The organism is Vibrio sp. B1-2 (genome assembly GCF_963888445.1).
GTDB classification, from domain to species: domain Bacteria; phylum Pseudomonadota; class Gammaproteobacteria; order Enterobacterales; family Vibrionaceae; genus Vibrio; species Vibrio anguillarum.
In genome coordinates this window covers 22,617-48,188 of sequence record NZ_CAWPJH010000011.1, presented here as the reverse complement: position 1 = coordinate 48,188, position 25,572 = coordinate 22,617, and the positions used below count along the sequence as shown (strand labels likewise).

Sequence of the window (25,572 nt, the reverse complement as noted above, 5' to 3'; positions counted from 1 at the left end):
GCTTTCATTTTCTTCACCAACAATACTCGCTGCAGAGCTTTACTCTTTAATCAGTTCACTGACCGTGCCAACCACACTGTCCGCGGCTTTTCTCATTTCATCAATCAGCTTTTGCGTCTCTTCTAGTTTGCTGTTACATGCCGTGACTTGGCCTTGAATTGCCCCCATCATCGATGTCGAGCTGTTGGTCAGTTCGCTATTGAGCTTAACAATATTACCAATTTCATCGGTCGCTTTGGTAGTATTGGAGGCCAATGAGCGCACCTCATCAGCAACCACCGCAAAACCCCGGCCATACTCCCCAGCACGCGCAGCCTCGATAGCGGCATTGAGCGCCAGCAAATTAGTCTGTTCTGCTATGCCTGTAATGGTGGTTACAATTTTGGTGATTTGCTGCGACTGATTGGCCAGTTGCGTCATCGATGTATTCGCCTTAGTGATCGCGTTATCAATCTCTTTAGCAATGGAGGCGGCTTCGGCTAGCGTTCCCGTCCCAAGTTGAGCAATATGTACCGTTTCTTGTGAGGTGTGATGCGCCACTTCTGCTGCATCTTTAATCGCCCGAGCTTGCAGTATTCGTTGCGTGACATCAGTTGCAAACTTAGTCACACCAATCACTTTATGCTTTTCGTTAAAGATGGGGTTATAAGTCGCTTCTAACCAAATTTCATCACCATGTTTTGTAAAACGTTTAAATAATCCCGTTTTAAAATGGCCGCTAGCAAGCGACGCCCAAAAATTCGGGTTCTTTCTATAAAACTCATCGTCACAGAATAGGCTATGTGGTTTACCAACGATTTCTTGTAATTTGTACCCAACACAGGACAGAAAGTTTGGATTCGCCTCCACAACCGTCCCATCGGGAGTGAAAGAAATCACAGCCATTGACTTATCAACAGCTTCAAATACGGCCACTTGTCTATCCAATTTCTCTTTTGCAGCAGTGACATCACTGGCAATCTTCACCACCTTAACCACTTTTCCTTGCTCATCTTTTACTGGGATGTACGTAGCTTCAATCCACACTTTATTATGGCTTTTAGTTAAACGGCAAAACGTACCCGCATGAGTTTTACCTTGCGCTAAATTTTGCCAAAGTTGACTATATTGAGGCGCATTAACAAATTCACTTTCACAGAACATTCGATGATGCTGGCCCACCACTTCCGATAATGAATAACCCAACACTTGTAAGAATGAGGAGCTGGCAGTCAGAATATGTCCTTGTGGATCAAACTCAATATAAGCCATCGTGCGTTTTATTGAATCAACCACCAGTTCATCACTGCTCTTTTTAGACTGTTGATTGCTGTTTGGCTTCCGACTAAACAAACCCATAGTTTTTCCTTAGTATTAGAGCGGCTGATATAGACGTAATGGCTTGCTCTCATCAAACGCCTAAAACCTACCTATTTATTGTTGTATAAGATGTATAAATAAACGATTTAAGCATAGTCTGTTACTTCTCAATTAACCACACGACTTCAGCAAAACGGCTTAATCCTCGTTGACTGATTTTAGGGTTATTTTCATCAGCATCGTCACGAAACAGACACGTCACTTTGCAGTCAGTGAATAACGACTCAACTTCATTTTTGGCGACACAGAATGGAGGGCCCATCATTTCACTTTGAACGTAATCCAGCGTCACAAGCAGCACCCTTCCGCCCTCTTTTAACAGTGAAAGCAAGCGAGTAACGTACTCCTCTCGCATTTCAGGGGGCAGTGCAACTAACGCCGCTCTGTCGTAGATAAGCTCAACCGCTTTTAGCGGCGCACTAAAGACATCTCCGGTATAAATCATCAGTTCATCAAACTGATACAGTTCATGCGTTCCATTTAAGCGAGTGACCGTTGGCGTATAAAAATGCTCGGCAAAAAAGGAACGAACGGCAATTTCACTCAGCTCTACACCCTGAACCTGTTCATGCTGGGAAGCGAGCCATATCAAATCTTCACTTTTTCCGCACAATGGTACAAATACACTTTCATTTCGTTGAGGTGAGAGTTGAGGCCAATATTCGATCAACAATGGGTTCACATCTTCTAAGTGAAATCCTATTTGGTTGGATGCCCATTTCTTGTGCCAAAACTCGGGATCTTTCATTATCTTCGTACTCTACGATTAAAATCTACAGCCAGACAAAGTACATGCTACTGACTAATAAGTGAATCCCCAACGGGTTAAACAAACAGCATAAAGACAGATAAAGATGTTCATATTTGGTTCATCCTCATTAGATACACTTGGTAACACATCAAATTGAACAGATAGCCTGGCGAGGCGTCTGAAGATAAGACCTGTGATAAAGCGCAAAATTATGGATTAATTGTTCCACGAGCTATTGAGTTGACTTTGTTTAGCCCAAGATCTCATAGCAAGCGACTCTGGTTATCACGTGTTTAGGTCTATTTTGGTTTCACCTTTTACCTAGACTAAGTTAAGGAGAATGAATGAGCCTATTTTTACGTACTACGGCACTGATGCTTTTAGTACTAAGCAGAGCCCCTGCCTTTGCAGCCGTTCCGTTCAATTCAGAAAGTGATGCCAAAGTTGGTGAATCGAAAAATCAACTCTCATCTAAACTGTTCAAGCATAGTTTAAGCGGTTTATATGGCATCCAGTCCACCAACAACCAGCCTTTGCAACCCTACAACGATTTTGAAATTCTCTACAGTAAAGCTCATCAAGCTCAACGTGAACTTGAAACATTGTGCAGAAGTACTGCTTTACTGACATCAACAGAGGCTCACTTTTCTGGCGTGAAATCACGTGACCGAGCATTAAGTAAAATAGAACATGAATTAGGTGGGCGAGCTGATAGGATCACAGATTTAGCCAGAACAACCCTGGTGGCAAATGATGTACCAAGCTTAGTCGAGGCTTATGAGGTATTAAGCCGAGAAGCCAGTATCGTAAAAGTAAAGAACCGCTTTAAATCGCCTGCCGCATCGGGCTATCGCGATTTAAACTTACTGGTTCAACTTCCTAAAACCAATGTCATTGCAGAAGTACAATTACATCTTAAAGCCATTGCCGATGTGAAAAATGGCCCCGAGCATCGTTTCTATGAACAGATCCAGAAGTTTGAACGTGTCGCCGCATTAGAGAAGCGAGCGTTACATGATATTGAAAAGGCGCAAATTAACCAGTTTCGTCGCCAATCTATCGAACTCTACCAAAACGCCTGGCAGCCGTATATCACCACTCATATTCAAGCAGCCTAATACGTTCAGAACCCTTAACTCACCATAAACAGAAAAAAAAAGACCACGCATAGCGTGGTCTATTGCTCGGTCTATTTTTCGACATTAATGTTCTCGACTCGGGCTTTTAATTTCTGCCCTGGGCGGAACGTTACGACACGTCGAGCGGAGATAGGAATATCCTCACCTGTTTTTGGGTTTCGACCCGGACGCTCGTTTTTGTCTCGTAGATCAAAATTACCAAAACCAGATAGTTTTACCTGTTCGCCACTTTCAAGCGCCTTGCGAATCTCTTCGAAAAACACTTCAACCGTTTCCTTGGCATCCCGTTTACTGTATCCAAGCTTTTCAAACAGGTTTTCAGCCAATTCGGCCTTTGTGAGCGCCATAAAACTTCCCTCAAAGCTATGTTAAACCTTGCTGCCTCTAAGCAGCGCCAAAGCATTTTCGCTTAGCCAATCAATAGGATATCGGCTTTACCTGAAAAGTGTATGCCAAGCTTCTGATTTTCGCCAACTTTTTTATTCGCAACAATATTAATAGTTTCATCAAAATAAGCGCATATACTGGCTGCATTTATACAATTAGACGTCGAAGATTGAGAAAAAACACTGACAATTTAGTTAGTTATATTATAACGACCAACATTTTTAGAATTTCATACTATTTTGAATGGATATCGATTTCTGATAAAAAAATTTATAACCTGTTAAATCATAGACTTGTTTAACACTAACTTGTCACTAAATTGCATATAAAAAAGCAGGCCCAACTTGAACCTGCTCAAATATACTTAGGCTACTTTCTGAATTAGTCGCGCAAGGCTGCACCAAACTGTGCCGCTACTGAAGTCACAATCGATTCAACAGCGCTTGCAATATCTGCTTCTTCTAAAGTACGTTCAGTCGATTGAAGCATCAACGCAATCGCTAAACTCTTCTTGCCCTCTTCAACCCCTTTGCCTACATAAACGTCAAACAGCTTCGCCTCTTTTAGAAGCTCACCACCAGCGTTACGACATGCATCGACAATATCACCTGAAGCAATGGCGCCATCAACAACCAGTGCTATATCACGGCGGTTCGCTGGGAACTTAGACAGTGATGCAGCTTCTGGAATTACACGGGTGTTCACCGCTGACCATTCAAGTTCAAATACGATGGTGCGGCCATTCAAGCCAAACTTACGCTCAAGCTCTGGATGAACAGTGCCTATCACCCCAATAATCTCACCATCGACAACGATAGCGGCCGATTGCCCAGGGTGCAGCGCTGGGTGTGCAATAGAAGTAAAGCTGTAAGCTTTGCCGTTGGCGGTTAAATCAAGAATGGCTTCCAAGTCACCTTTTAGATCGAAGAAATCAACCGTTGCGGTGTCCATGTTCCAGTGCTCTTCACCACGAGTACCGGATATTACCCCCGCGAGCATAGGTTCTTGGCGCATACCGTTCTCTGCCGAAGCATCAGGAATAAAACGCAAACCATATTCAAACAAACGAACGCGTGGCTGCTGGCGTTTCTGGTTATGAACCACGGTATTTAATAGACCTTGGATCAAGCCCAAACGCATCGCCGACATATCAGCAGAAATAGGATTAGGTAGAATGAGTGGTTCAACATCTGGAACAATCAGTTTCTGCTGCTCTGGCTCCACGAAGCTGTAGGTGATCGCTTCATGGTAACCACGGTCAACTAACAAATGACGAACACGCTTAAGTGACAAGTTTGCTTCTTGGTGGTCATTCATACTCAATGCTGCAACGGGAGCTTGATTAGGGATATTGTTGTAACCGTAAATACGGCCAATTTCCTCAATCAAATCTTGCTCAATCGCGATATCAAAACGCCACGTTGGCGCGGTAGCGACCCAACTGTCTGCGCGACTCTCAACACTCATACCTAAACGTTTTAGGATTTCAACCACATCAGCATCCGCAATGTGATGACCAAGCAAACTGTCCAGTTTAGTGCGACGAAGTGTGACTTGATTTGGTTTAGGTAACTCCGTTTCAGACTCAACACTAACCACAGGTGCAACTTCACCGCCACAAATATCAACCAGCAGCTGAGTCGCTCGTTCCATCGCACTGGCTTGCAACGCGTAGTCAACACCGCGCTCAAAACGCATGGATGAATCAGTATGTAGGCCATAGCTACGAGCACGACCGCGGATATGGTCTGGTGCAAAGAAAGCACACTCAAGCAGTACATCTTGGGTTTCTGAGCTAACGCCTGAACCTTCACCACCAAAAATGCCCGCAATGGCTAATGCTTTATTGTGATCGGCAACAACCAGCGTATCAACATTCAACTTAGCTTCTGTACCATCGAGTAGCGTAAGTTTTTCATCCTGCTCGGCCATACGAACAACAATACCGCCTTCGATCTTGGCAAGATCAAAGGCATGCATCGGTTGGCCTTGTTCAAGCAAGATATAGTTAGTGATATCAACCACTGGATCAATTGAACGTAGACCACAACGGCGTAACTTCTCTTGCATCCAAAGCGGTGTTTGGGCTTGAACATTAATGTTTTTAACCACGCGACCAAGATAACGCGGACAAGCGGCCGGTGCTTTCACTTCAATAGAGACTTTATCTTCAATTGAAGTAGGAATAGCGATGACCGATGGCTCAGTGACATCAATGCGGTTCAATACACCAACTTCACGAGCAAGGCCACGAATACTAAAGCAATCTGCGCGGTTCGCGGTCAAATCAACATCAATAGTCACATCATCTAAGCTTAGGAATTCGCGGAAATCAGTACCAACGATGGCATCTTCTGCAAGCTCCATAATGCCAGCGGATTCAACATCAATCCCTAGCTCACTGAATGAACAAAGCATGCCGTGAGAAGGTTGACCACGTAATTTTGCTTTTTTGATCTTAAAATCGCCAGGAAGTACCGCACCGACAGTCGCTACCGCCACTTTTAAGCCTTGGCGGCAGTTTACTGCACCACAAACGATATCAAGCAGTTCTTCTTCACCCACGTCAACTTTCGTTACACGCAGTTTGTCGGCATCTGGATGTTGACCACATTCCACAACGTGACCCACTTTGACGCCAGTAAATTCACCGGCGACAGCAAGAACGTCATCGACTTCCAAGCCTGCCATTGTAATTTGATGTGTAAGTTCGTCAGTCGTAACCGCAGGGTTAACCCACTCACGAAGCCATGATTCGCTGAATTTCATTGTGTTTACCCTTGAATTACTTGAATTGTTTGAGGAAGCGCAGATCGTTCTCAAAGAACGCGCGTAGGTCGTTGACGCCATAACGAAGCATCGTTAAACGCTCAACACCCATACCAAATGCAAAGCCAGAATATTTTTCAGGGTCAATACCAACACTGCGCAAAACGTTCGGGTGAACCATGCCACAGCCTAGAACTTCAAGCCATTTACCATTTTTACCCTTCACATCCACTTCCGCAGAAGGTTCTGTAAATGGGAAATAAGAAGGACGGAAACGCACTTCAACTTCTTCTTCAAAGAAGTTACATAAGAAATCGTTCAAAATACCTTTAAGCTGAGCAAAATTGACGTGCTCATCAACCAACATGCCTTCAACCTGGTGGAACATTGGTGTGTGTGTTTGGTCGTAGTCATTACGATATACGCGGCCCGGCGCAATAAAACGAAACGGCGGTTGACCATTTTCCATAGTGCGAATTTGCACACCTGACGTGTGTGTACGCAACATTAAATCTGGATTAAAGAAGAAGGTATCGTGATCAGTACGTGCTGGGTGATCGGCAGCGATATTCAACGCATCAAAGTTGTGGAAGGCGTCTTCAATTTCAGGGCCAGATTCAACATGAAAACCAAGCTCACCGAAGAACTGCTCAATGCGTTCAACTGTGCGAGTCACTGGGTGTAAGCCACCATTTTCAATGCGGCGCCCAGGCAAAGTAACGTCAATCGTTTCAGCCGCTAGTTTGGCTTCTAACTCTGCTCGCTGCAAAGCATCTTTACGCGTAGCAATGGCGTGTTGCACTGTCTCTTTCGCAACGTTGATCTCTTGACCTGCAGCGCGACGTTCTTCGGGTGGCAATTTACCTAGGCTCTGTAGCTGAGTGGTTAACTCACCTTTTTTACCCAAGTACTGAACACGCACTTCATCAAGTGCGACTAGCGAATCGGCAGCATTAATCGCTGCGGTCGCATTAGCAATAATCTCTTCTAGATGTTGCATCGTTTCCTCATCTACCTGTAGGTAGTGTCCGTATAGGATGTTTTGTATTTTTCAGATAGCTGCACATAGTATCGAAAGCCACCTCTAAAGCCAAATTGAAATGATACTGAGGCTTGCTCTTGAACAAAAAAACGGCATTATTTTTGCCGCTCTCTTGATATTACCTCCCTCTCCCCAAACAATAATAAAAACATGACTATTTTTAAGAAGAAACGATGAACATCACGATAACACCAATCGAACCACAAGATGATTCGGACATTTGTAAAATTATCCAATCTGTAGGCGCTGAATTTGGGGCCATCGGTGAGGGTTTTGGCCCATCTGATGCTGAAGTGGAAAACATGAGTCAACATTACACGCAAGAGAGCAGCAGCCTGTATCTGGTAGCCAAACGTGACGGCATCATTGTCGGTGGAGCAGGTATTGCAGCCTTTCATCATAGCCAACGGATCTGTGAGCTAAAAAAACTCTTCTTATTACCAGAAAGTCGCGGTTGCGGGCTGGGAAAAATGCTCAGTGAAGCATGCCTATCGTTTGCTCAAAATGCAGGTTATCAATCTTGCTATTTGGATACGTTATCTAGTATGACATCCGCCATTCAGTTATATGAAAAACTCGGATTTATACATTTGGATCGACCAATGGACGGCACTGAGCACAACGGCTGCGATGTGTGGATGCTTAAACAGCTGTAAATCATCGCATCTGCTTATACAAAAAATGCCTACCGAACGGTAGGCATCAAAAGCAGTTGAGATTTAATGCTTAAGTTTTAAAACTTAGAAGAAGTATTTTAGACGGATACGCATGCCTAGATCTTTGTTTTCTGTGTCGTCTACTTTCGAGTAGTAAGTACCTAGATAAACAGAGAAATCTTCCACATCCATCACATTAGCAAATTGGTAAGAAGCATAAGTGGTATTTACCTTCTCGCTAGTACCTTTATCAACATCACCATAGACATGACCTAGACCAAAGCCTTTAAACAGTAAGTTAGCACCGATGGTCGTATCTTCTTGTTTAGTTTTGTCGAAATCACGGAACGCATAGTTCACGTTGATAGAAAGATCGTTAGCAGAATAGTTAACTGTCGCGCCATAACCAAGGAAATCATTCGCAGCATCTTTATCATCTGCAGTCAGATTGGCTTCTAAACCAGCAGCAACACGAACTGAGTCAACGATTTGGTACGCAACAACTGGGCGTATGAACACAGCATTTTTATCCGCTGTAGTCGCATTCTTCTCAAATTTGGTAGAGAGTTCAAAGTAAAGATTATCCGCTGTCTTACTAAAACCGACTTGGCCGTTATCGCCACGACCACGAGCCGCATTCGCTCGATACGGTTCTGCTGTTGCGTATTCAAGCATAGTATCTTGACCAACAGGGAATAGATCAAATGCTTCATAACGACCTACTCTCAATTCCCAGTTATTTGCTTGACCAAATGCAATCCACGCATCATCAAGCTCAACATCACCCGTTGTTTTAAGTAAAGGCTGTGCTTGTGCTTTGATATAACGGTCACCACTCACACTGCGCTCACCAGCGATTTGAACCAAAAGACGACCGTCTTGATTTAGCTCTTGCTTATCAGTGGCATTTTTATCACGAAGGTTGATATCGAACTCAACATCACCGCCGATTGAGAAAACACCTTGTTCACCTTCAACACTGATACCTGCGTTTGCTTGTAGTGCCGCTGAAATTAGAATTGCGGCAAGAGAAAGTTTACCAGAGGTAGCAAAATTCATTTTTTATACTCCATCGACCTTATGGTCATCATTATCATTATGTTGGTGCTTGGCACCTTGAATCTCATCCTGAGATATATTCAATAAAATTAATGAGTTAGATTCAAATTCACCGGGGGAAGTAGCACGCTACTTTGGTAATCATGAACAGCTCAATCTCTTTATTGCTCAGCAACCACTGCTTATGTATTCCCTTAACGTTGCTGACGGGGATGGAGTTTACATTCACCAAATCAATGTAAAAATAGATCAATGTCACATCAGGAACCGTTCCCATGAATGGGTTATTGATAAGTTTATATAAATCACGCTTTTGCAAATAATTCACACCATAAATTAAATGTTGGCACGAAAATTATGTGAAATAGGCCGAAATTTCACATCACAAAATAATAACAACTCAAGATAAGGGTTGCATTATCAAATTATTAACATTCTAGAATTGAGAATAGAGAGTGAAAACGATGCGAGATTTGACCATAAATTGAAGCATTGCTTTTTGATGGTGATGGCTTTGCTTAAAATATTTCAATTTCACGTCCGAAACCGTCAACGAATATAGTGAACGTAGGGGGGTTACCCAGTTTCCGCTAGGGCGGCGATTTGGAGCGACACGCGAGGTTCGCTTTCTTTTGGACTAAAAGCGTGACCTCAACCTTGGCAAGGTTGCTCTAAAACGATATCGTTGGTTGTAAACTGGCTGTGAGACAGAGATGAAAAAGCCCCAGCATTTCCGCTAGGGCTTTAATTTGGAGCGACACACGAGGTTCGCTTTCTTTTGAACTAAAAGCGTGACCTCAACCTTGGCAAGGTGGCTCTAAAACGATATCGTTGGTTGTAAACTGGCTGTGAGACAGAGATGAAAAAGCCCCAGCATTTCTGCTAGGGCTTTAATTTGGAGCGACACACGAGGTTCGAACTCGTGACCTCAACCTTGGCAAGGTTGCGCTCTACCAACTGAGCTAGTGTCGCATACTGCATAAGCAGTAAAAAGATGGTGCCCCGGGCCGGACTTGAACCGGCACGACTCGAAAGTCGAGGGATTTTAAATCCCTTGTGTCTACCAATTTCACCACCAGGGCACGCAATTCTGCATTGCGATGCTGTTTACAAAATTTAGTAACACCATCTTTAGATACTGAACGTTAAGTTCAACACCTCAAAATTTGGAGCGACACACGAGGTTCGAACTCGTGACCTCAACCTTGGCAAGGTTGCGCTCTACCAACTGAGCTAGTGTCGCAATGGAGGCGCGTCCCGGAGTCGAACCGAGGTCCACGGATTTGCAATCCGCTGCATAGCCCCTCTGCCAACGCGCCCCTGTAACATCAAGGGGTTGGGTTGTTTCTCCGTTCCTCTCAAGTACGGGATGCATTCTACGCATTCGATTCGATGAGTCAATATTATTTTTTTAGTTTTTAAACCGTTTGGCTATTTTGCATTCAAAAAGGACAGATTTGGTTAATTTGATAGCAAAATTCACCACCTTTTACACGAGATAACTGTGCTTTAACTGAAGCAATAATGCATGTTGTGAAAGGGATTGTAGAAATTGGAGGAACAAAAAACGGGCCTAAGCCCGTTTCTTAATGATGTTCTGCATTGAGGAGGTCGTCTTTAGCTGCCGCCAAGTATTGAACCATTGACCAATAGGTCAAAATGGTTGCGATGTATAACGCAGCATAGCCGACCCACACCATCCAGTCATCATGCCGCCAAATCAGTACCCACAATGCAAACATTTGGGTTAGCGTTTTAACTTTGCCTACCCATGAAACCGCAACGCTGGCTCGTTTACCAATTTCCGCCATCCATTCTCGCAACGCAGAAATGATGATTTCACGGGCAATCATTGTCACGGCTGGAATCGTTATCCAGATACTGTGGTAATGGTCGGTGATCAAGATAAGAGCTGTAGCGACGAGCACTTTATCTGCTACTGGGTCGATAAAAGCACCAAAGCGAGAGGTTTGCCCAAGTTTTCGCGCCAGCATACCATCTAACCAATCGGTAAAGCCTGCTACCCAGAACACCATTGCCGCAGCAAAAGGGCCCCAGCCGTAAGGCAGATAGAAAACGACGACAAATACTGGAATGAGGAAAAGTCGTAATAAAGACAAAATATTAGGAATATTCAAACGCATATTTATAGGCTCTTATCGATTGCGCGGTTATGTTGCGTTATTTTTCTTATTGTTTCAATGCTTGATAAATGTTTTCAGCTAAAGAATGGCTAATACCGGGTACTTTGGCGATTTCTTCAACAGTTGCTCTTTTTAGCTCTTGCAGGCCACCCATATATTTCAGCAGTGCTTGTCGACGTTTAGGTCCAACCCCTTCGATGCCTTCCAATATACTGGTACGCCGTGTTTTACCTCGTTTCGCTCTATGCCCAGCAATGGCGTGATTATGGCTTTCATCGCGAATATGCTGAATCAAATGCAAAGCTGGCGCGTCACTCGGCAGGTTAAATTCACCGCCATCGGTTGTAATCAACGTCTCTAGCCCCGGTTTGCGGGTAACGCCTTTCGCAATACCAATCATCACCGGTCTTTTCGGCCAATCTTGCCAATGGCTAGAGATGATCTGCAAAGCTCGATTCAATTGCCCTTTACCACCATCAATGAAAATGACATCGGGGATTTTTTCCACGTCAAGCTGCTTGGAATACCGCTTATCTAACACTTGTCCCATTGCAGCGTAATCATCCCCACCAGTAATTCCCGTGATGTTATAACGGCGGTATTCTGGTTTAACAGGCCCTTCTTGGTTAAATACCACGCATGAGGCGATCGTGCTCTCTCCCATGGTGTGCGAAATATCAAAACACTCCATACGCTCTATGCTATCCAACCCTAAAACAGATTGAAGTGCTTTAAAGCGCTGGTTGATCGTCATTCTATGGTTAATCTTAGCCGTTATTGCACTCAATGCATTGGTATTAGCCAATTTTAAATATTGGGCACGCACACCTGTTGGGCTGATGTGGAAAGAAACTTTACGTCCGACCAAGGTCTGTAAGGCTGCTTGCAGCGGCTTTTCATCCTCTAGCAGACCCGCATTTAAGATCACTCTACTTGGGATCGTACGCGCTTCATTGTGACTTAAATAATACTGCCCTAAAAAGCCATCAAACACCTCTTCTTGAGTCGTGTTAGCCGGAATTTTAGGAAAATGACTACGACTACCCAATATTTTACCTTGGCGGATCATCAAAATATGGATGCAAGCGATGCCATTTTCTTGGGCAAATCCCAATACATCCATATCATCCATCGTCTCTTCAGAAACAAACTGTTGTTCTTGGACTCTTCGAATGGCTTGGATCTGGTCTCTAAATTTAGCGGCATTTTCAAACTGCAGTGCTTGGCTGGCTTGTTCCATTTTTTGCACTAATGTTTCAAGTACTTGGTTATCTTTGCCTTGCAAAAACAATCGAACATAATTAACCAATTCAGCATACTCTTCATCCGCAATGATATGACTCACACAAGGTGCAGCGCAGCGGCCAATTTGATACATCAGGCAAGGACGAGTCCGATTGCTATAGACGGTATCTTCACATTGTCTTACCGGAAATATTTTTTGGATGAGGTGTAACGACTCTCGAACCGCACCAGAATCAGGATATGGACCAAAATACTCACCTTTGCGCTTTTTCGCGCCACGGTGCAACGACAAACGAGGGTGCTTATGCCCACTAATAAAAATATACGGGTAAGATTTATCGTCTCGCAGCAGCACATTGTATTTAGGCAAATATTGCTTGATGTAATTATGTTCAAGGATCAACGCTTCCGTTTCAGTGTGAGTAACGGTGACATCAATTTTATTGATATGGCTGACTAACGCGCGCGTTTTCTCACTGTCGATTGTTTTTCGAAAGTAGCTAGAAAGGCGTTTTTTGAGGTCTTTGGCTTTGCCAACATATATGATATCAGCCTCGGCGTTATACATTCGATAAACGCCGGGCTGATGGGTAACGGTTTTAAGAAAAGCGACCGAGTCGAACAAAGAAGTCACTAAAGCGTCTCTGTATCTAACATTCCGTGTCGAATAGCTAAATGGGTCAGTTCAACATCACCGCTGATCGCTAACTTACTAAACAGTCGATAGCGATAGCTATTTACTGTTTTGGGGCTAAGACTAAGTTGCTCGGAAATATCCGTCACTTTTTGCCCTTTAGTAATCATCATCATAATCTGCAGCTCTCTTTCCGAGAGATCAGCAAATGGATTGTCAGAAGCTGGCGAAAATTGGCTTAATGCCATTTGCTGTGCGATTTCAGGCGAGATATAACGCTGCCCGCTATTCACAATGCGAATCGCGTTGACCATTTCATCTGGGCCTGCACCTTTGGTTAAATAACCCGCGGCTCCAGCTTGCATCACTTTGGTCGGAAATGGATTTTCCGTATGAACCGTTAACACGATGATTTTCACATCTGGATTAAAGCGCAGAATTTTTTTTGTCGCTTCCAAACCGCCGATACCAGGCATGTTCATATCCATTAAAACAACGTCGACATGATTAGTGCGACACCATTTTACTGCTTCTTCACCGCTGTCAGCTTCCCCTACTACGTTCATTCCACGGACGTCTTCAATAATACGTCGTATCCCTGTGCGAACCAGCTCGTGATCATCTACAAGGAAAACACTTATCAAACTTGTATCTCCACACTCATCTATTGGCTCTGCACCCACTGAATCGTGGATAGCAGCATCGCGGCCCACATTAATTAGCTCACAATTGGAAATTAACTCACAATCGGGTAATTAACTTAACATTGGTTTTTACTCACACTGAATATGTGCTCAAACCCCAAATTTGGCAAGTACTTATTTGTTCGGCTAATCATCCAATGAGAATCCATTAACAAATCAAAAGCTTAATTATATTAGCAGAGATGCCGCACGACTTTTACATGATTTTTTGACAAATTTGAACCTAAACATAAAAATGCAACCAGCCTCATAAAAATACAAAACCAAAACAAATCATAAAGTTAAAATGCATACACCATACCAATTAACGGTTATTTGATCTCCATCGCCCGCTTACTCACCTCACTGAAATTCGTTATTTACCTCGTAGCTCTGATATGATGCCCTCCCCCAAGGTTACGACTATTTGGATTTATTACGCTTGGTTATTCAACACGGTTTTTTACTTACTCGCCATGCAAGAGACCTTCATGGCTCGACTCATATTGAGTTGTGGTTGAGTACGCCTCAAGGTCCAACCCAACTGATTATCCGTGGTGAAAAACCCGTTTTCTTCATACCACAGAAAGATGTGCCACAAGCGCAAAAATTAGCGTTAGAGCGGCAGCTCTCTATCGAATTAAAGACATTGGATTTGGAAGATTTTGAACATACCCTCCTAGCGGGTTGTTATTGTCAAACGATTCAAACGCATGCTGAGTTTTCGGCACTACTAAAGCAACATCATATTCTGACGTTAGAAGATGATATTAAGCTTGCCGACCGCTTTCTTATGGAGCGTTTTCTTAAAGGCAGCATTGAATTCACTGGACGGCTTACCCAGACGTTTTCCCACTCAAAAATAGAACAGGCGAAATGTCGACCGGGCAACTATCTTCCTCATCTGAAAGTGGTTTCGCTGGATTTAGAGTGTTCTGAAAAAGGCATTCTCTACTCGATTGGTTTTGATAGCCCAATGGACAGCCGCGTAATCATGATTGGTGAGCCTGAGCCTTGCGATACCCCAATTCAATGGGTGAAAGACGAATACGCATTGCTCAACGCTCTCATCGATTGGTTCACTGAGTTCGACCCTGATGTAGTAATTGGCTGGAGCGTGATTGATTTTGATTTTCGCTTACTCCATAAAAGAGCCGAGTGGCATAAGTTAAAACTTGCGATTGGTCGTGGCAAACAGCACAGTTTTTTTCGTAGTTCAAACCAGAGTCAGCAAGGGTTTATTACCATTCCCGGGCGAGTAGTGTTGGATGGAATTGATACATTAAAAACAGCCACTTACCAATTTCGTTCTTGGTCATTGGAATCAGTATCAAGGGAGCTATTAGGCGAAGGAAAAGCGATTCACAACGCCCATGATCGGATGGATGAAATCAACCGTATGTTTAAAAAAGACAAACCTTCACTGGCGAAATACAACCTGCAAGATTGTGTGTTAGTGAATAAAATCTTTGAACATACCCATTTGCTGGATTTCGCCATTGAACGTTCCCGTCTCACGGGTGTGGAGCTAGATCGCGTCGGCGGTTCTGTCGCCGCCTTTACCAATCTCTATTTACCTCAATTGCATCGCGCGGGTTACATCGCGCCTAACTTACACTCCGAAAATTGGGTCGCAAGCCCCGGAGGCTATGTGATGGACTCCATCCCTAACCTCTACGACTCTGTGTTACTTCTTGATTTTAAAAGCTTATATCCCTCGATCATTCGTTCATTTTTAATCGACCCACTGGGCTTGATTGAAGGGCTAAAAATTCCGATTGGCAAAGAGGATAACCAAGCGGTAACGGGATTTCGTGGCGGTCAATTTCACCGCACCAAACATTTTCTTCCAGAAATGATCGAGAAATTATGGGCTGCGCGTGATGTGGCGAAAAAGAACAATAACAAAGCCTTTTCACAAGCGATAAAAATCATCATGAACTCTTTCTACGGGGTGCTTGGATCGTCAGGTTGTCGTTTTTTTGATACTCGCTTGGCGTCCAGTATTACCATGCGCGGACACGAGATCATGAAGCAAACTAAAAAGTTAATTGAGGCGCAAGGCTATCAGGTGATTTATGGTGATACCGACTCAACCTTTGTCTCTTTAGGTGGTCAATATTCACAGCAGCAAGCGGATCGCGTAGGAAAACAACTGGTTGAACACATCAATCAATGGTGGACGACCCACTTGCGTGAAGAGTACCGATTGGAATCGATGCTGGAATTGGAATACGAAACCCACTACCGAAAGTTTCTGATGCCAACCATCCGAGGTTCAGAAACGGGGTCAAAAAAACGCTATGCGGGATTGATCGGTGAAGGCGAAAACGAGCGGCTAATTTTTAAAGGCCTTGAGAGTGCAAGAACGGACTGGACTCCGCTCGCACAACGCTTTCAGCACCAACTTTATTCGATGATTTTTAATGGTGAAGACCCTGCGGCGTTTATTCGTGAAATCGTTGAGCAAACTCAAACCGGTCAACTCGACCATGAGCTCGTGTACCAAAAACGGTTGCGTCGCAAGCTGCATGAATACCAAAAAAACGTACCACCACAAGTAAGAGCCGCACGACTTGCTGATACGATAAACCAGCAGTTAGGCCGACCATTACAATATCAAAATCGAGGTCGTATCGAATACCTCATCACACTGAATGGCCCCGAGCCTAAAGAATATTTAAAAAGTCCTATCGATTATCAGCACTATATCGATAAACAATTGCAGCCAGTCGCAGAAGCCATTTTGCCTTTTGTTAGCTTGAATTTCGAACAGCTCAGCCAGCCACAACTTGGGTTATTTTAAGAAGTACGACGATCTAGCCAGCGGTTAACCAATCCGAAACTCTGTTTTTTGATACTGCTTTGCAAGCCATTGCCCATAACTGTCTAGAATTCCAATCACTGAGCGTTTAGCGATCACTCGCCCAGAGAGCAAAATACCCAATCTCTCAATGTCGATTTTTTTCTCCGGGTGATAACGTAAAAACTGCTGCCCGCATTCGATAGGATCATCAAACCAATTTTTGTCACGATACATAATCAAAGAATAACTGGCGCGCAGTAATTTCTTGGCAATGGCTACTTGCGCCTTGCTCTGTTCACTTTCAGAACTGGTTTTTGCAATTTTATCACGGTAAAAAAAGACCCAATCTGCGATGTCCATATTCCAGTGTTTGGCTATTTCCCAACTGGGTTCGAAATCGCCAAAGCATTCCGCCAGATCATCACCCAAGATACAAACGCAACAATGGCGCAACATAAATCCCCACGTAAAAATGCTCTCTAAAGTGGCTACCTCGCTCACGAGTGCAGTTTTGATCGAGACTTCGGTGATATGTGGGAAACTTTTCTGAAATCGCCATTTTATCGTATTCAGCAGAGTTGCTCGTTGCTCGGAGAAATCACGGTGCGTCACCAACACTACATCCAAATTGGAGCGCCCATAACGCGCAGTTCTGCGCGCCACACTGCCATAAAGGTAAAGACTATGTAGATTGTCACCTAACCCGGCACGCAGAAACTTGATGAGATCATCGATAGCCGCTTGATATTCAGCCTGAAAGGGTTGTTTTGGGTCAATAACCGATAAATACATAGCAAAAAGCGTTAGTTAATTTAAGAAAAAGTACACGCGGTCATGTTCTACTATGCAAAGCAATCAATCAAGATATTCCTTTTCGAAAACGGCAAGGTATAATGCGCCGAAACTAAGTATGAAGGAAAAATTCCATGCCAAAGGCGAATGAATTAAAAAAAGGGTTTGCTATTATTTCTGGTGGCAAGACGCTATTGATCAAAGACATCGAAGTGACCACTCCTGGTGGCCGCGGTGGTTCTAAAATCTACAAACTACGTTGTACTGATTTGAACACTGGCGCTCGCGTTGATGAGCGTTTAAAAGCCGATGACTTTGTCGACACCGTTGACATGAACCGCCGTGCGGTTTCGTTTTCTTATGTTGATGGCGATGAGTACATCTTCATGGATAACGAAGATTACACTCAATTTACGTTTAAACAGGCGGATATCGAAGATGAGCTACTGTTCATCACTGAAGAAATCCAAGGTATGTATGTGGTTGTCGTTGACGGTGTTGCGGTAGCACTAGATGTCCCTTCATCTGTTGAGCTTGTGATTGAAGAGACTGATCCTTCCATCAAAGGTGCTTCAGCTTCTGCGCGTTCAAAACCAGCACGTTTAAGCACTGGCCTTGTCGTGCAAGTTCCTGAATATGTCGCAACTGGCGACCGTATTATTATCAACACCGCTGAACGCAAATACATGAGCCGAGCATAATAATGTCTGATTTGATTTCTTACGACGATGCCATTGATGCGGCTTACGACATCTTTCTTGAAATGGCACCCGATAATCTAGAACCTGTTGATGTCATCCTGTTTACGGCACAATTTGAAGACCGTGGCGCGGCTGAACTGCTTGACGTTGGTGATGATTGGGTTCAACACGTGGGTTTTGACGTCGATAAGGAAGCTTACGCGGAAGTATTGATCGGTCTTGTCAACGAAGAGGACGACGTACTAGACGATGTGTTTGCAAGAATGCTCGTCAGCCGCGACCCAGACCAAAAGTTCTGCCACATTCTGTGGAAGCGTGACTAACCTCATTACTGTTGCTGCGTTTTATAATGAAATCGTCGTGACACTGTCTTGAGGCAAACAGCAATAGCGCCAATCGTGATTGATTGGCGTTATTATTTTTAAGCGTGATCTTTTTCCAGAGCTTTTTCTTCAACCAGTTGATAGTGAATGACATACAACTGTTCAATATTGGGATAAATGTCTTGAATCACCTCTTTCAGTGTCGTGAGTGACATATTTTCTTGCTCTGCATGGTAGTGGCTTAATTCGCTAAATAGGATCGGTTCAACCTTATTGATTAACAAGCGGCAGAACTTTCGTCCCTCTTCCAACGTACTCACCTCGACAATAGAGCCAACTTGGTAGTGCTTTTCGCTCTCATCACGAATGGTGATCACTTTCTTTTTCGCCAAAATATCCGCTTCAAAACGAGCGAAAAAAGTCATTTCTGTTGGAGCTGTCATCGTATTTTCTCTTTATTATTTAAACCACAAGTTATCATTTACAACACAGGTTACTATTTACAACACAAGTTACGACGCCATCTTACCGTGACACTGACCCTTTGTCGTCGATAGCTGCTTCACCAATTCACAGTTTTGGCCGATGATGATCGCAAAGCCTTATCTAAATATTGCATTTCCCAGCGACTTCGTTAATTATTTGTATATTCAAATAAAACTCATCATGCCCATGTCAAGCTCACCACTTTATAGACAAATAAAACAATTTATTTTAGATAACATTGAATCCGGACACTGGCCTGTCGGCCAACGCATAAGCACCGAGCTAGAACTGACCGAGCAATTTAATGTGAGTCGGATGACGGTGAATAAAGCGATACGGGATCTGGTGGCTGATGGAAAACTGCAACGCCGGCCAAGGCTAGGTACTTTTGTTTGCGCTGTAGAAGACAAAGCGGAATCACCGCTACTTGATATTCGTAATATTGCTGACGAGGTCGCTAGCCGAGGAAAGCAATATCGCAGTAAAGTCTTAAAGCAACTTGCGTTAGCAGCAGATGAAAGTGTCGCTATCAAACTCGGCGTCATGCTAGGATCTTCTGTTTTTTATAGTGAAATCATTCACTTTGCTAATGACACTCCGATACAACTGGAAGTGCGTTGGGTCAATAGCCGCTACGCGCCCCACTATCTTGAACAAAACTTCGCCTTCATGACGCCCAATCAATATCTTTCACAAAACTGCCCATTGAGTGCAATTGAGCACACTGTTGAAGCCATTATTGCCGATCATCACATCAAACAATTGTTGCAGTTGGCCGTCAATGAACCCTGTTTAGTACTCAATCGCCGTACTTGGAGTGGCGATAAGTTAGTCAGCTCTGCACTGCTTTATCACCCGGGCTCGAAATACAAATTAACCTCTAAAGTGATGCTCGACTAACGCTACACATTTCAACATTCGATCACACTTTTGCAACATTCATCTTGCACCGCGTGCGCTTTTGCCTTATTTATTTGTATATACATTTAAATCAGCAGCGTACTAAACGATAACGGTGACAATAAAGATGGATCTAATACTGACCAACGCGCGTATCGTCAGCATGGAACAAGGAGAGCTTGGCTATCAGCCTAGCTCTCCTAAAACTGTGGTGATAAAAGCGGGCAAAATTGACGCCTACTTTGATAGCCACATTCCCATCGCCGCCGCGCCAGAACACAAAGTCATAGATTGCCAAGGCAAGCTTATCACTCCGGGGTTGATAGATTGCCATACTCACCTTATCTATGCTGGTAACCGCGCCAATGAGTTTGAAATGCGCTTGCAAGGTGTTCCCTACCCAGCGATCGCCAAACAAGGCGGCGGTATTTTATCAACCGTCCACGCCACCCGCACCGCATCCATTGACCAATTGGTTGACTTGGCACTACCAAGGTTAGAGGGGTTGCTGCGTTCCGGTGTCACATCCATTGAGATCAAATCGGGCTACGGTTTAACGCTCCATGATGAGATAAAAATGCTCAAAGCGGCTAAGCACCTTGAGGATCATCGCCGCATTAAAGTCGTCACAACACTGCTCGCCGCTCACGCCATTCCACCAGAATATCAACACCGATCAGACGATTATGTTGAGTATATTTGTCAGGAAATCATCCCTCTGGTGGCCGAACAAAAACTCGCGTCGAGCGTCGATGTGTTTTGTGAATCGATTGGTTTTACGCTGGCACAAACAGAAAAAGTGTTCCAAGCCGCAATTGCGCATGGGCTGCAAGTGAAAGGTCATACCGAGCAATTATCAAACCTAGGGGGAAGCGCTTTAACCGCCCATTACCAAGGTTTGTCTGCCGATCATATCGAATATTTAGATGAGCAAGGTGTGTTTGCACTCGCCCGTTCCAATACCGTGGCAACCTTGCTGCCCGGTGCTTTTTATTTCTTACGTGAAACCCAACGCCCACCGATTGATTTACTGCGTCAGCATCATATTCCAATGGCCATCGCAAGTGATTTCAACCCCGGTACATCGCCGTTTGCTGACCTCACTCTTATTATGAATATGGCGTGCACACTGTTTGGCTTAACCCCCCAAGAAGCCTTACGAGGTGTGACTCAACATGCTGCACAAGCGTTAGGTTTTGCCGATTCTCGCGGCAAAATTGCCACTGGCTACGATGCCGATCTCGCCATTTGGAATATTAGCCACCCAGCCGATTTAAGTTATCAAGTGGGCGTACCGCGTTTGCATGCACGCGTAGTTGACGGAGCATTGACCTATGAATAACCCTACCTTTAGCAACACTCAGCACTGCTTCGAGTGGCAAGGCCGTGACGATGCCGAAGATGGCGAGTTAGGTACACGCGTTCACCATCAAACTCAACGTTGCACCGTCAATACGCTACCCATTCAACAAAACCAAGATGAGAAAGCCATTGCCATTATCGGTTTTGAATGCGATGCAGGGGTGGCCCGCAATAAAGGGCGCATTGGCGCAAAACAGGCTCCCGATGCCATTCGTCAAGCGCTGGCCAACATGGCTTGGCATAAGCACTCTCGCTTTTTTGATCTGGGCAATATTCGCTGTATTGATGATGAACTTGAGCTGGCTCAGCAACAGTGCGCTGATGTGATTGCCCATACGCTTAAACAAACGCCCGTTATCGTACTGGGTGGCGGTCATGAAGTCGCTTGGGCCACGTTTCAAGGCGCAGCGCAATATCTGAGTCAACAAGCCATCAGCCAACCACGGATTGGGATCATCAATTTTGACGCACATTTCGATTTGCGTGCTTTTGAGTCAGAGATCGCTTCGGTGCGACCTAGCTCGGGCACTCCTTTCAATCAAATTCATCAATGGTGCAAGCAAAATCAATGGCCATTTCATTACGCTTGCTTAGGTGTGAGCCGAGCAAGTAATACGACTGCACTGTTTCAACGAGCCGATGAACTGGGCGTTTGGTATATGCAAGATAATCAGTTTTCAGCACTGAGCCCGATTGATCATCTGCGTGAACTGCAACACTTCATTGACCAGTGTGACTATCTCTATTTGACAATTGACTTAGATGTCTTTCCAGCTGCAACGGCGCCGGGAGTCAGCGCCCCAGCGGCACGTGGCGTAAGTTATGAAGCGCTTGCCCCTTATTTTGACAAAATTTTCTACCACAAAAATAAGCTGTTAATTGCCGACATTGCCGAATACAACCCACAATTTGACCAAGACAATCAAACTGCTCGTCTCGCGGCAAGGCTGTGTTGGGATATCGCCAATGCCATGACCGACGATTAATCGCTACACCTCACTAAACCCGATACTGGCACCATAACAACAATAGCGCCACATTGTGAAACACAAGGAGTCTCAACATGACGCAACCCCATACTCAAGAGCAACGTCTTGATACCACGCGCACCATTCGCGCCCCTCACGGTACAACACTTCGAGCCAAATCGTGGTTAACCGAAGCGCCACTGCGCATGCTCATGAACAACCTTGACCCAGACGTTGCAGAGCACCCACATGCACTTGTGGTGTATGGTGGCATTGGCCGCGCGGCCCGAAATTGGCCGTGCTTTGATAAAATTGTTGAAGTGCTTGAACGCCTTGAAGAGGATCAAACGCTCTTGGTTCAATCAGGCAAACCTGTCGGTGTTTTCCCGACGCACAAAAATGCACCACGTGTGCTAATTGCCAACTCAAACCTTGTACCACATTGGGCCAACTGGGAGCACTTTAATGAGCTCGATAAGCAAGGTTTGATGATGTACGGTCAAATGACGGCTGGCTCATGGATCTACATCGGCTCACAAGGCATTGTACAAGGTACTTACGAAACCTTCGTCGCCATCGCTAAACAGCATTTTGCTGGTAGCGCAAAAGGCCGCTGGGTGTTGACTGGCGGCTTAGGTGGCATGGGCGGCGCTCAGCCATTAGCGGCAACCATGGCTGGGTTTTCCATGATTGCGGTCGAGTGTGATGAATCGCGCATCGACTACCGCTTACGCACTGGTTATGTCGATAAAAAAGCCACCAGTTTAGATGAAGCCTTGGCGATGATCGATAGCTCGGAGACACCGATTTCTGTCGGTTTGTTAGGTAATGCCGCCGATATTTTCCCACAGCTAGTTGAGCGTAATATCACCCCCGACGTGGTGACAGACCAAACCTCGGCCCATGACCCACTCAATGGTTATTTACCCTTAAATTGGAGCATGGAACACGCCGCTCAAATGCGCACTCAAGATGAAAGCCAAGTGGTCAAGGCGGCCAAAGCATCGATGGCGGTCCAAGTTCAAGCGATGTTAACGCTGCAAAAACGCGGCGCTGCCACACTCGACTACGGCAACAATATCCGCCAAATGGCTCTCGAAGAAGGAGTGGCAAACGCTTTTGACTTCCCGGGATTCGTGCCAGCCTACATTCGCCCACTATTTTGTGAGGGGATTGGACCTTTTCGCTGGGTCGCCCTGTCTGGCGATCCCGAAGACATTTATAAAACCGACCAAAAAGTGAAAGAGTTAATCCCTGATAACCCCCATCTACATAACTGGCTAGACATGGCGCGCGAACGCATTCAATTCCAAGGCCTACCAGCTCGCATCTGTTGGGTGGGTTTGAAAGATCGCGAACGTTTAGGCCAAGCCTTTAACGCGATGGTGAAAAGTGGCGAGTTAAAAGCGCCAGTCGTGATTGGTCGCGACCATTTAGATTCCGGCTCGGTAGCAAGCCCAAACCGTGAAACTGAAGGTATGCTAGATGGCTCAGACGCTGTTTCCGATTGGCCGCTGCTCAACGCACTGCTCAATACAGCCGGTGGCGCAACTTGGGTGTCACTCCACCACGGCGGTGGCGTAGGTATGGGCTTTTCTCAGCACTCTGGCATGGTGATCTGCTGCGATGGTTCAGATGACGCAGCACAACGTATTGCACGTGTTTTACATAACGACCCAGCCACAGGTGTCATGCGCCATGCTGATGCAGGTTATGACATTGCGAAACGCTGTGCTAAAGAACAAAAGCTCGACCTGCCAATGCTCAACCATGAACTCGCGCAACTGAAGTAAGGACAAAAAAACATGTTAAATCTTGTTATTAAACCGGGCCAATTGAGCTTAAAAGCACTACGTCAAGTAAGCCGAAAGCCAGTCACCGTATCACTCGACTCCAGCGCGATAGCGGGTATTGAAGCAAGCACACAAGTCGTTGAGCAAGTGATTGCCGAAAATCGTACTGTTTATGGTATCAATACGGGGTTTGGCCTACTTGCCAATACTAAAATTGCCCCTGAAGATTTAGAAACCTTGCAGCGCAGCATCGTGCTTTCACACGCTGCGGGTATTGGTAAATTCATGGCGGCTGAAACCGTTCGCTTGATGATGGTACTCAAAATTAATAGCCTTTCCCGTGGGTATTCTGGTATTCGACTTGAGGTGATCAACGCCTTGATGGCGTTAGTTAATCACCAAGTCTACCCCTGTGTTCCGCAAAAGGGATCGGTTGGCGCATCGGGTGATTTAGCGCCTTTAGCACACATGAGTACGGTACTGCTCGGCGAAGGGCAAGCTCGCCACAACGGCGAAATTATCTCTGGACTGGACGCGTTGAAAATCGCAGGGCTAACTCCTATTACTTTAGCGCCAAAAGAGGGGCTCGCGCTACTCAATGGCACACAAGCCTCTACCGCATTTGCACTAGAGGGGTTATTTGCCGCAGAAGACTTATTTGCCTCCGCCATTGTATGTGGTTCAATGTCGGTCGAAGCGGCGCTGGGCAGTCGCCGCCCGTTTGATCCGCGCATTCATCGCGTTCGCGGCCATCGCGCGCAAATGGATGCCGCCAGCGCTTATCGCCATGTACTTGACAGCCGCAGCGAGATTGGTGAATCCCACACCGCATGTGAAAAAGTACAAGATCCTTATTCACTGCGTTGCCAACCACAAGTGATGGGCGCGTGCTTACAGCAAATTCGCAATTCGGCTGAAACGCTAGAAGTGGAAGCCAATGCCGTTTCCGACAACCCTCTGGTGTTTGCAGACGATGGCGACATCATCTCTGGCGGTAATTTCCATGCAGAGCCCGTCGCGATGGCTGCGGATAACTTGGCGCTAGCAATTGCCGAAATCGGCAGTTTGTCAGAACGACGCATGGCACTTTTGATTGACAGCGCGCTCAGCAAGCTTCCGCCATTTTTAGTGGACAACGGTGGCGTTAACTCTGGCTTTATGATTGCGCAAGTGACGGCGGCAGCGCTAGCCAGTGAAAATAAAACGCTCGCCCACCCGGCTTCGGTTGACAGCTTACCCACTTCAGCCAACCAAGAAGATCACGTGTCGATGGCAACGTTTGCTGGTCGTCGTCTGCGTGATATGAGCGAAAACACGCGTGGTATTTTAGCGGTCGAGTATCTTTCTGCCGCGCAGGGGCTCGATTTCAGAGCGCCCAATAAATCCTCCGCATTGGTCGAACAAGCGAAACAAATCCTGCGTAAAAAAGTTTCGTTTTACGATAAGGATCGCTACTTCTCGCCAGATATTGAACAAGCTAATACCTTGCTAGAGCTGGCGGTACATAACTCGCTCATGCCGGAAAATCTTCTCCCTAGCTTATAATGTTACGCTATTGAGCCTCGCTCTCTGT

At 45.2% G+C, this 25,572-nt stretch carries 21 protein-coding genes and 4 tRNA genes; 10 read left to right on the top strand and 15 right to left on the bottom strand.

Annotated elements, in window-relative coordinates; all coding sequences use genetic code 11:
• Positions 1-39 precede the first annotated feature (39 nt).
• Both AACQ75_RS05290 and AACQ75_RS05285 read right to left on the bottom strand, forming a co-directional pair.
• Positions 40-1,338 (bottom strand): methyl-accepting chemotaxis protein, encoded by a 1,299-nt coding sequence (locus AACQ75_RS05290; protein ID WP_170888336.1) that lies wholly within the window; start codon positions 1,336-1,338, stop codon positions 40-42.
• Between the two features lie 121 nt (positions 1,339-1,459).
• A complete protein-coding gene (locus AACQ75_RS05285; RefSeq protein WP_170888335.1) occupies positions 1,460-2,107 on the bottom strand; it encodes a thiopurine S-methyltransferase in 648 nt (215 codons plus the stop codon).
• A 347-nt stretch (positions 2,108-2,454) separates the two neighbouring features.
• Here AACQ75_RS05285 and AACQ75_RS05280 point away from each other — a divergent pair, with 347 nt between their 5' ends.
• The gene (locus AACQ75_RS05280; RefSeq protein ID WP_017044849.1) at positions 2,455-3,228 is read left to right on the top strand and encodes a phosphoribosylglycinamide formyltransferase; all 774 of its coding nucleotides are present in this window, start codon (positions 2,455-2,457) and stop codon (positions 3,226-3,228) included.
• A 71-nt stretch (positions 3,229-3,299) separates the two neighbouring features.
• On the opposite strand, the gene ihfA is transcribed toward AACQ75_RS05280, so the two are convergent.
• From ihfA to pheS, 3 genes are all read right to left on the bottom strand, one after another.
• Positions 3,300-3,596 carry an integration host factor subunit alpha gene (gene ihfA / locus AACQ75_RS05275; RefSeq protein ID WP_010319630.1) on the bottom strand — a complete coding sequence of 99 codons (297 nt, stop codon included), beginning with the start codon at positions 3,594-3,596 and terminating at the stop codon, positions 3,300-3,302.
• Positions 3,597-4,017: 421 nt separating this feature from the next.
• Positions 4,018-6,405, bottom strand: coding sequence for a phenylalanine--tRNA ligase subunit beta (gene pheT / locus AACQ75_RS05270; protein WP_170888334.1), 2,388 nt, complete (start codon positions 6,403-6,405; stop codon positions 4,018-4,020).
• Between the two features lie 16 nt (positions 6,406-6,421).
• Positions 6,422-7,405, bottom strand: coding sequence for a phenylalanine--tRNA ligase subunit alpha (gene pheS, locus AACQ75_RS05265; protein WP_017044058.1), 984 nt, complete (start codon positions 7,403-7,405; stop codon positions 6,422-6,424).
• A 215-nt stretch (positions 7,406-7,620) separates the two neighbouring features.
• Here pheS and AACQ75_RS05260 point away from each other — a divergent pair, with 215 nt between their 5' ends.
• On the top strand, positions 7,621-8,103 hold the full coding sequence (locus tag AACQ75_RS05260; protein ID WP_094123686.1) for a GNAT family N-acetyltransferase: 483 nt from the start codon (positions 7,621-7,623) through the stop codon (positions 8,101-8,103).
• A gap of 84 nt (positions 8,104-8,187) precedes the next feature.
• Here the strand turns inward: AACQ75_RS05260 and AACQ75_RS05255 are convergent, their stop codons facing one another.
• From AACQ75_RS05255 to uvrY, 8 genes are all read right to left on the bottom strand, one after another.
• The gene (locus AACQ75_RS05255; RefSeq protein ID WP_170888333.1) at positions 8,188-9,162 is read right to left on the bottom strand and encodes a carbohydrate porin; all 975 of its coding nucleotides are present in this window, start codon (positions 9,160-9,162) and stop codon (positions 8,188-8,190) included.
• A gap of 896 nt (positions 9,163-10,058) precedes the next feature.
• A tRNA-Gly gene (locus AACQ75_RS05250) sits at positions 10,059-10,134 on the bottom strand.
• Positions 10,135-10,157: 23 nt separating this feature from the next.
• Positions 10,158-10,244 (bottom strand) — tRNA-Leu (locus AACQ75_RS05245).
• Between the two features lie 85 nt (positions 10,245-10,329).
• Positions 10,330-10,405 (bottom strand) — tRNA-Gly (locus tag AACQ75_RS05240).
• 2 nt (positions 10,406-10,407) lie between these two features.
• Positions 10,408-10,481 (bottom strand) — tRNA-Cys (locus AACQ75_RS05235).
• Between the two features lie 267 nt (positions 10,482-10,748).
• A complete protein-coding gene (gene pgsA / locus AACQ75_RS05230) occupies positions 10,749-11,306 on the bottom strand; it encodes a CDP-diacylglycerol--glycerol-3-phosphate 3-phosphatidyltransferase (protein ID WP_010319017.1) in 558 nt (185 codons plus the stop codon).
• Between the two features lie 46 nt (positions 11,307-11,352).
• Positions 11,353-13,185, bottom strand: a complete 1,833-nt coding sequence (gene uvrC, locus AACQ75_RS05225) for an excinuclease ABC subunit UvrC (RefSeq protein WP_170888332.1) — start codon at positions 13,183-13,185, stop codon at positions 11,353-11,355.
• Positions 13,185-13,829: a UvrY/SirA/GacA family response regulator transcription factor gene (gene uvrY, locus AACQ75_RS05220; protein WP_026027477.1), complete on the bottom strand. Its 645-nt coding sequence runs from the start codon at positions 13,827-13,829 to the stop codon at positions 13,185-13,187. Before uvrY ends, uvrC begins: the two co-directional genes overlap by 1 nt.
• A gap of 481 nt (positions 13,830-14,310) precedes the next feature.
• Between uvrY and AACQ75_RS05215 the strand changes: the two genes are divergently transcribed.
• Positions 14,311-16,674 (top strand): DNA polymerase II, encoded by a 2,364-nt coding sequence (locus AACQ75_RS05215; RefSeq protein WP_170888456.1) that lies wholly within the window; start codon positions 14,311-14,313, stop codon positions 16,672-16,674.
• Between the two features lie 24 nt (positions 16,675-16,698).
• Here AACQ75_RS05215 and AACQ75_RS05210 read toward each other — a convergent pair whose 3' ends face one another.
• Positions 16,699-17,466: a nucleotidyltransferase gene (locus AACQ75_RS05210; protein ID WP_013856611.1), complete on the bottom strand. Its 768-nt coding sequence runs from the start codon at positions 17,464-17,466 to the stop codon at positions 16,699-16,701.
• A gap of 134 nt (positions 17,467-17,600) precedes the next feature.
• Here AACQ75_RS05210 and yeiP point away from each other — a divergent pair, with 134 nt between their 5' ends.
• Together yeiP and AACQ75_RS05200 are read left to right on the top strand one after the other, a co-directional pair.
• Entirely contained in the window at positions 17,601-18,167 is a 567-nt protein-coding gene (gene yeiP, locus AACQ75_RS05205; RefSeq protein ID WP_013856610.1) for an elongation factor P-like protein YeiP, read from the top strand.
• A 2-nt stretch (positions 18,168-18,169) separates the two neighbouring features.
• Positions 18,170-18,490, top strand: a complete 321-nt coding sequence (locus AACQ75_RS05200) for an HI1450 family dsDNA-mimic protein (protein WP_010319022.1) — start codon at positions 18,170-18,172, stop codon at positions 18,488-18,490.
• 98 nt (positions 18,491-18,588) lie between these two features.
• Here AACQ75_RS05200 and yqfB read toward each other — a convergent pair whose 3' ends face one another.
• Positions 18,589-18,933 carry a N(4)-acetylcytidine aminohydrolase gene (gene yqfB / locus AACQ75_RS05195; protein ID WP_010319023.1) on the bottom strand — a complete coding sequence of 115 codons (345 nt, stop codon included), beginning with the start codon at positions 18,931-18,933 and terminating at the stop codon, positions 18,589-18,591.
• A gap of 229 nt (positions 18,934-19,162) precedes the next feature.
• Between yqfB and hutC the strand changes: the two genes are divergently transcribed.
• The 5 genes from hutC (at position 19,163) to hutH (ending at position 25,544) form a co-directional block, all read left to right on the top strand.
• Positions 19,163-19,876 carry a histidine utilization repressor gene (hutC, locus tag AACQ75_RS05190; protein ID WP_170888455.1) on the top strand — a complete coding sequence of 238 codons (714 nt, stop codon included), beginning with the start codon at positions 19,163-19,165 and terminating at the stop codon, positions 19,874-19,876.
• Positions 19,877-20,003: 127 nt separating this feature from the next.
• A complete protein-coding gene (gene hutI / locus AACQ75_RS05185; RefSeq protein ID WP_170888331.1) occupies positions 20,004-21,218 on the top strand; it encodes an imidazolonepropionase in 1,215 nt (404 codons plus the stop codon).
• Entirely contained in the window at positions 21,211-22,224 is a 1,014-nt protein-coding gene (gene hutG, locus AACQ75_RS05180; protein ID WP_170888330.1) for a formimidoylglutamase, read from the top strand. The genes hutI and hutG overlap by 8 nt, the downstream gene beginning before the upstream one ends.
• Positions 22,225-22,301: 77 nt before the next feature.
• The gene (hutU, locus tag AACQ75_RS05175) at positions 22,302-23,999 is read left to right on the top strand and encodes a urocanate hydratase (RefSeq protein ID WP_013856604.1); all 1,698 of its coding nucleotides are present in this window, start codon (positions 22,302-22,304) and stop codon (positions 23,997-23,999) included.
• Positions 24,000-24,011: 12 nt separating this feature from the next.
• Positions 24,012-25,544, top strand: a complete 1,533-nt coding sequence (gene hutH, locus AACQ75_RS05170; protein ID WP_170888329.1) for a histidine ammonia-lyase — start codon at positions 24,012-24,014, stop codon at positions 25,542-25,544.
• Positions 25,545-25,572 lie beyond the last annotated feature (28 nt).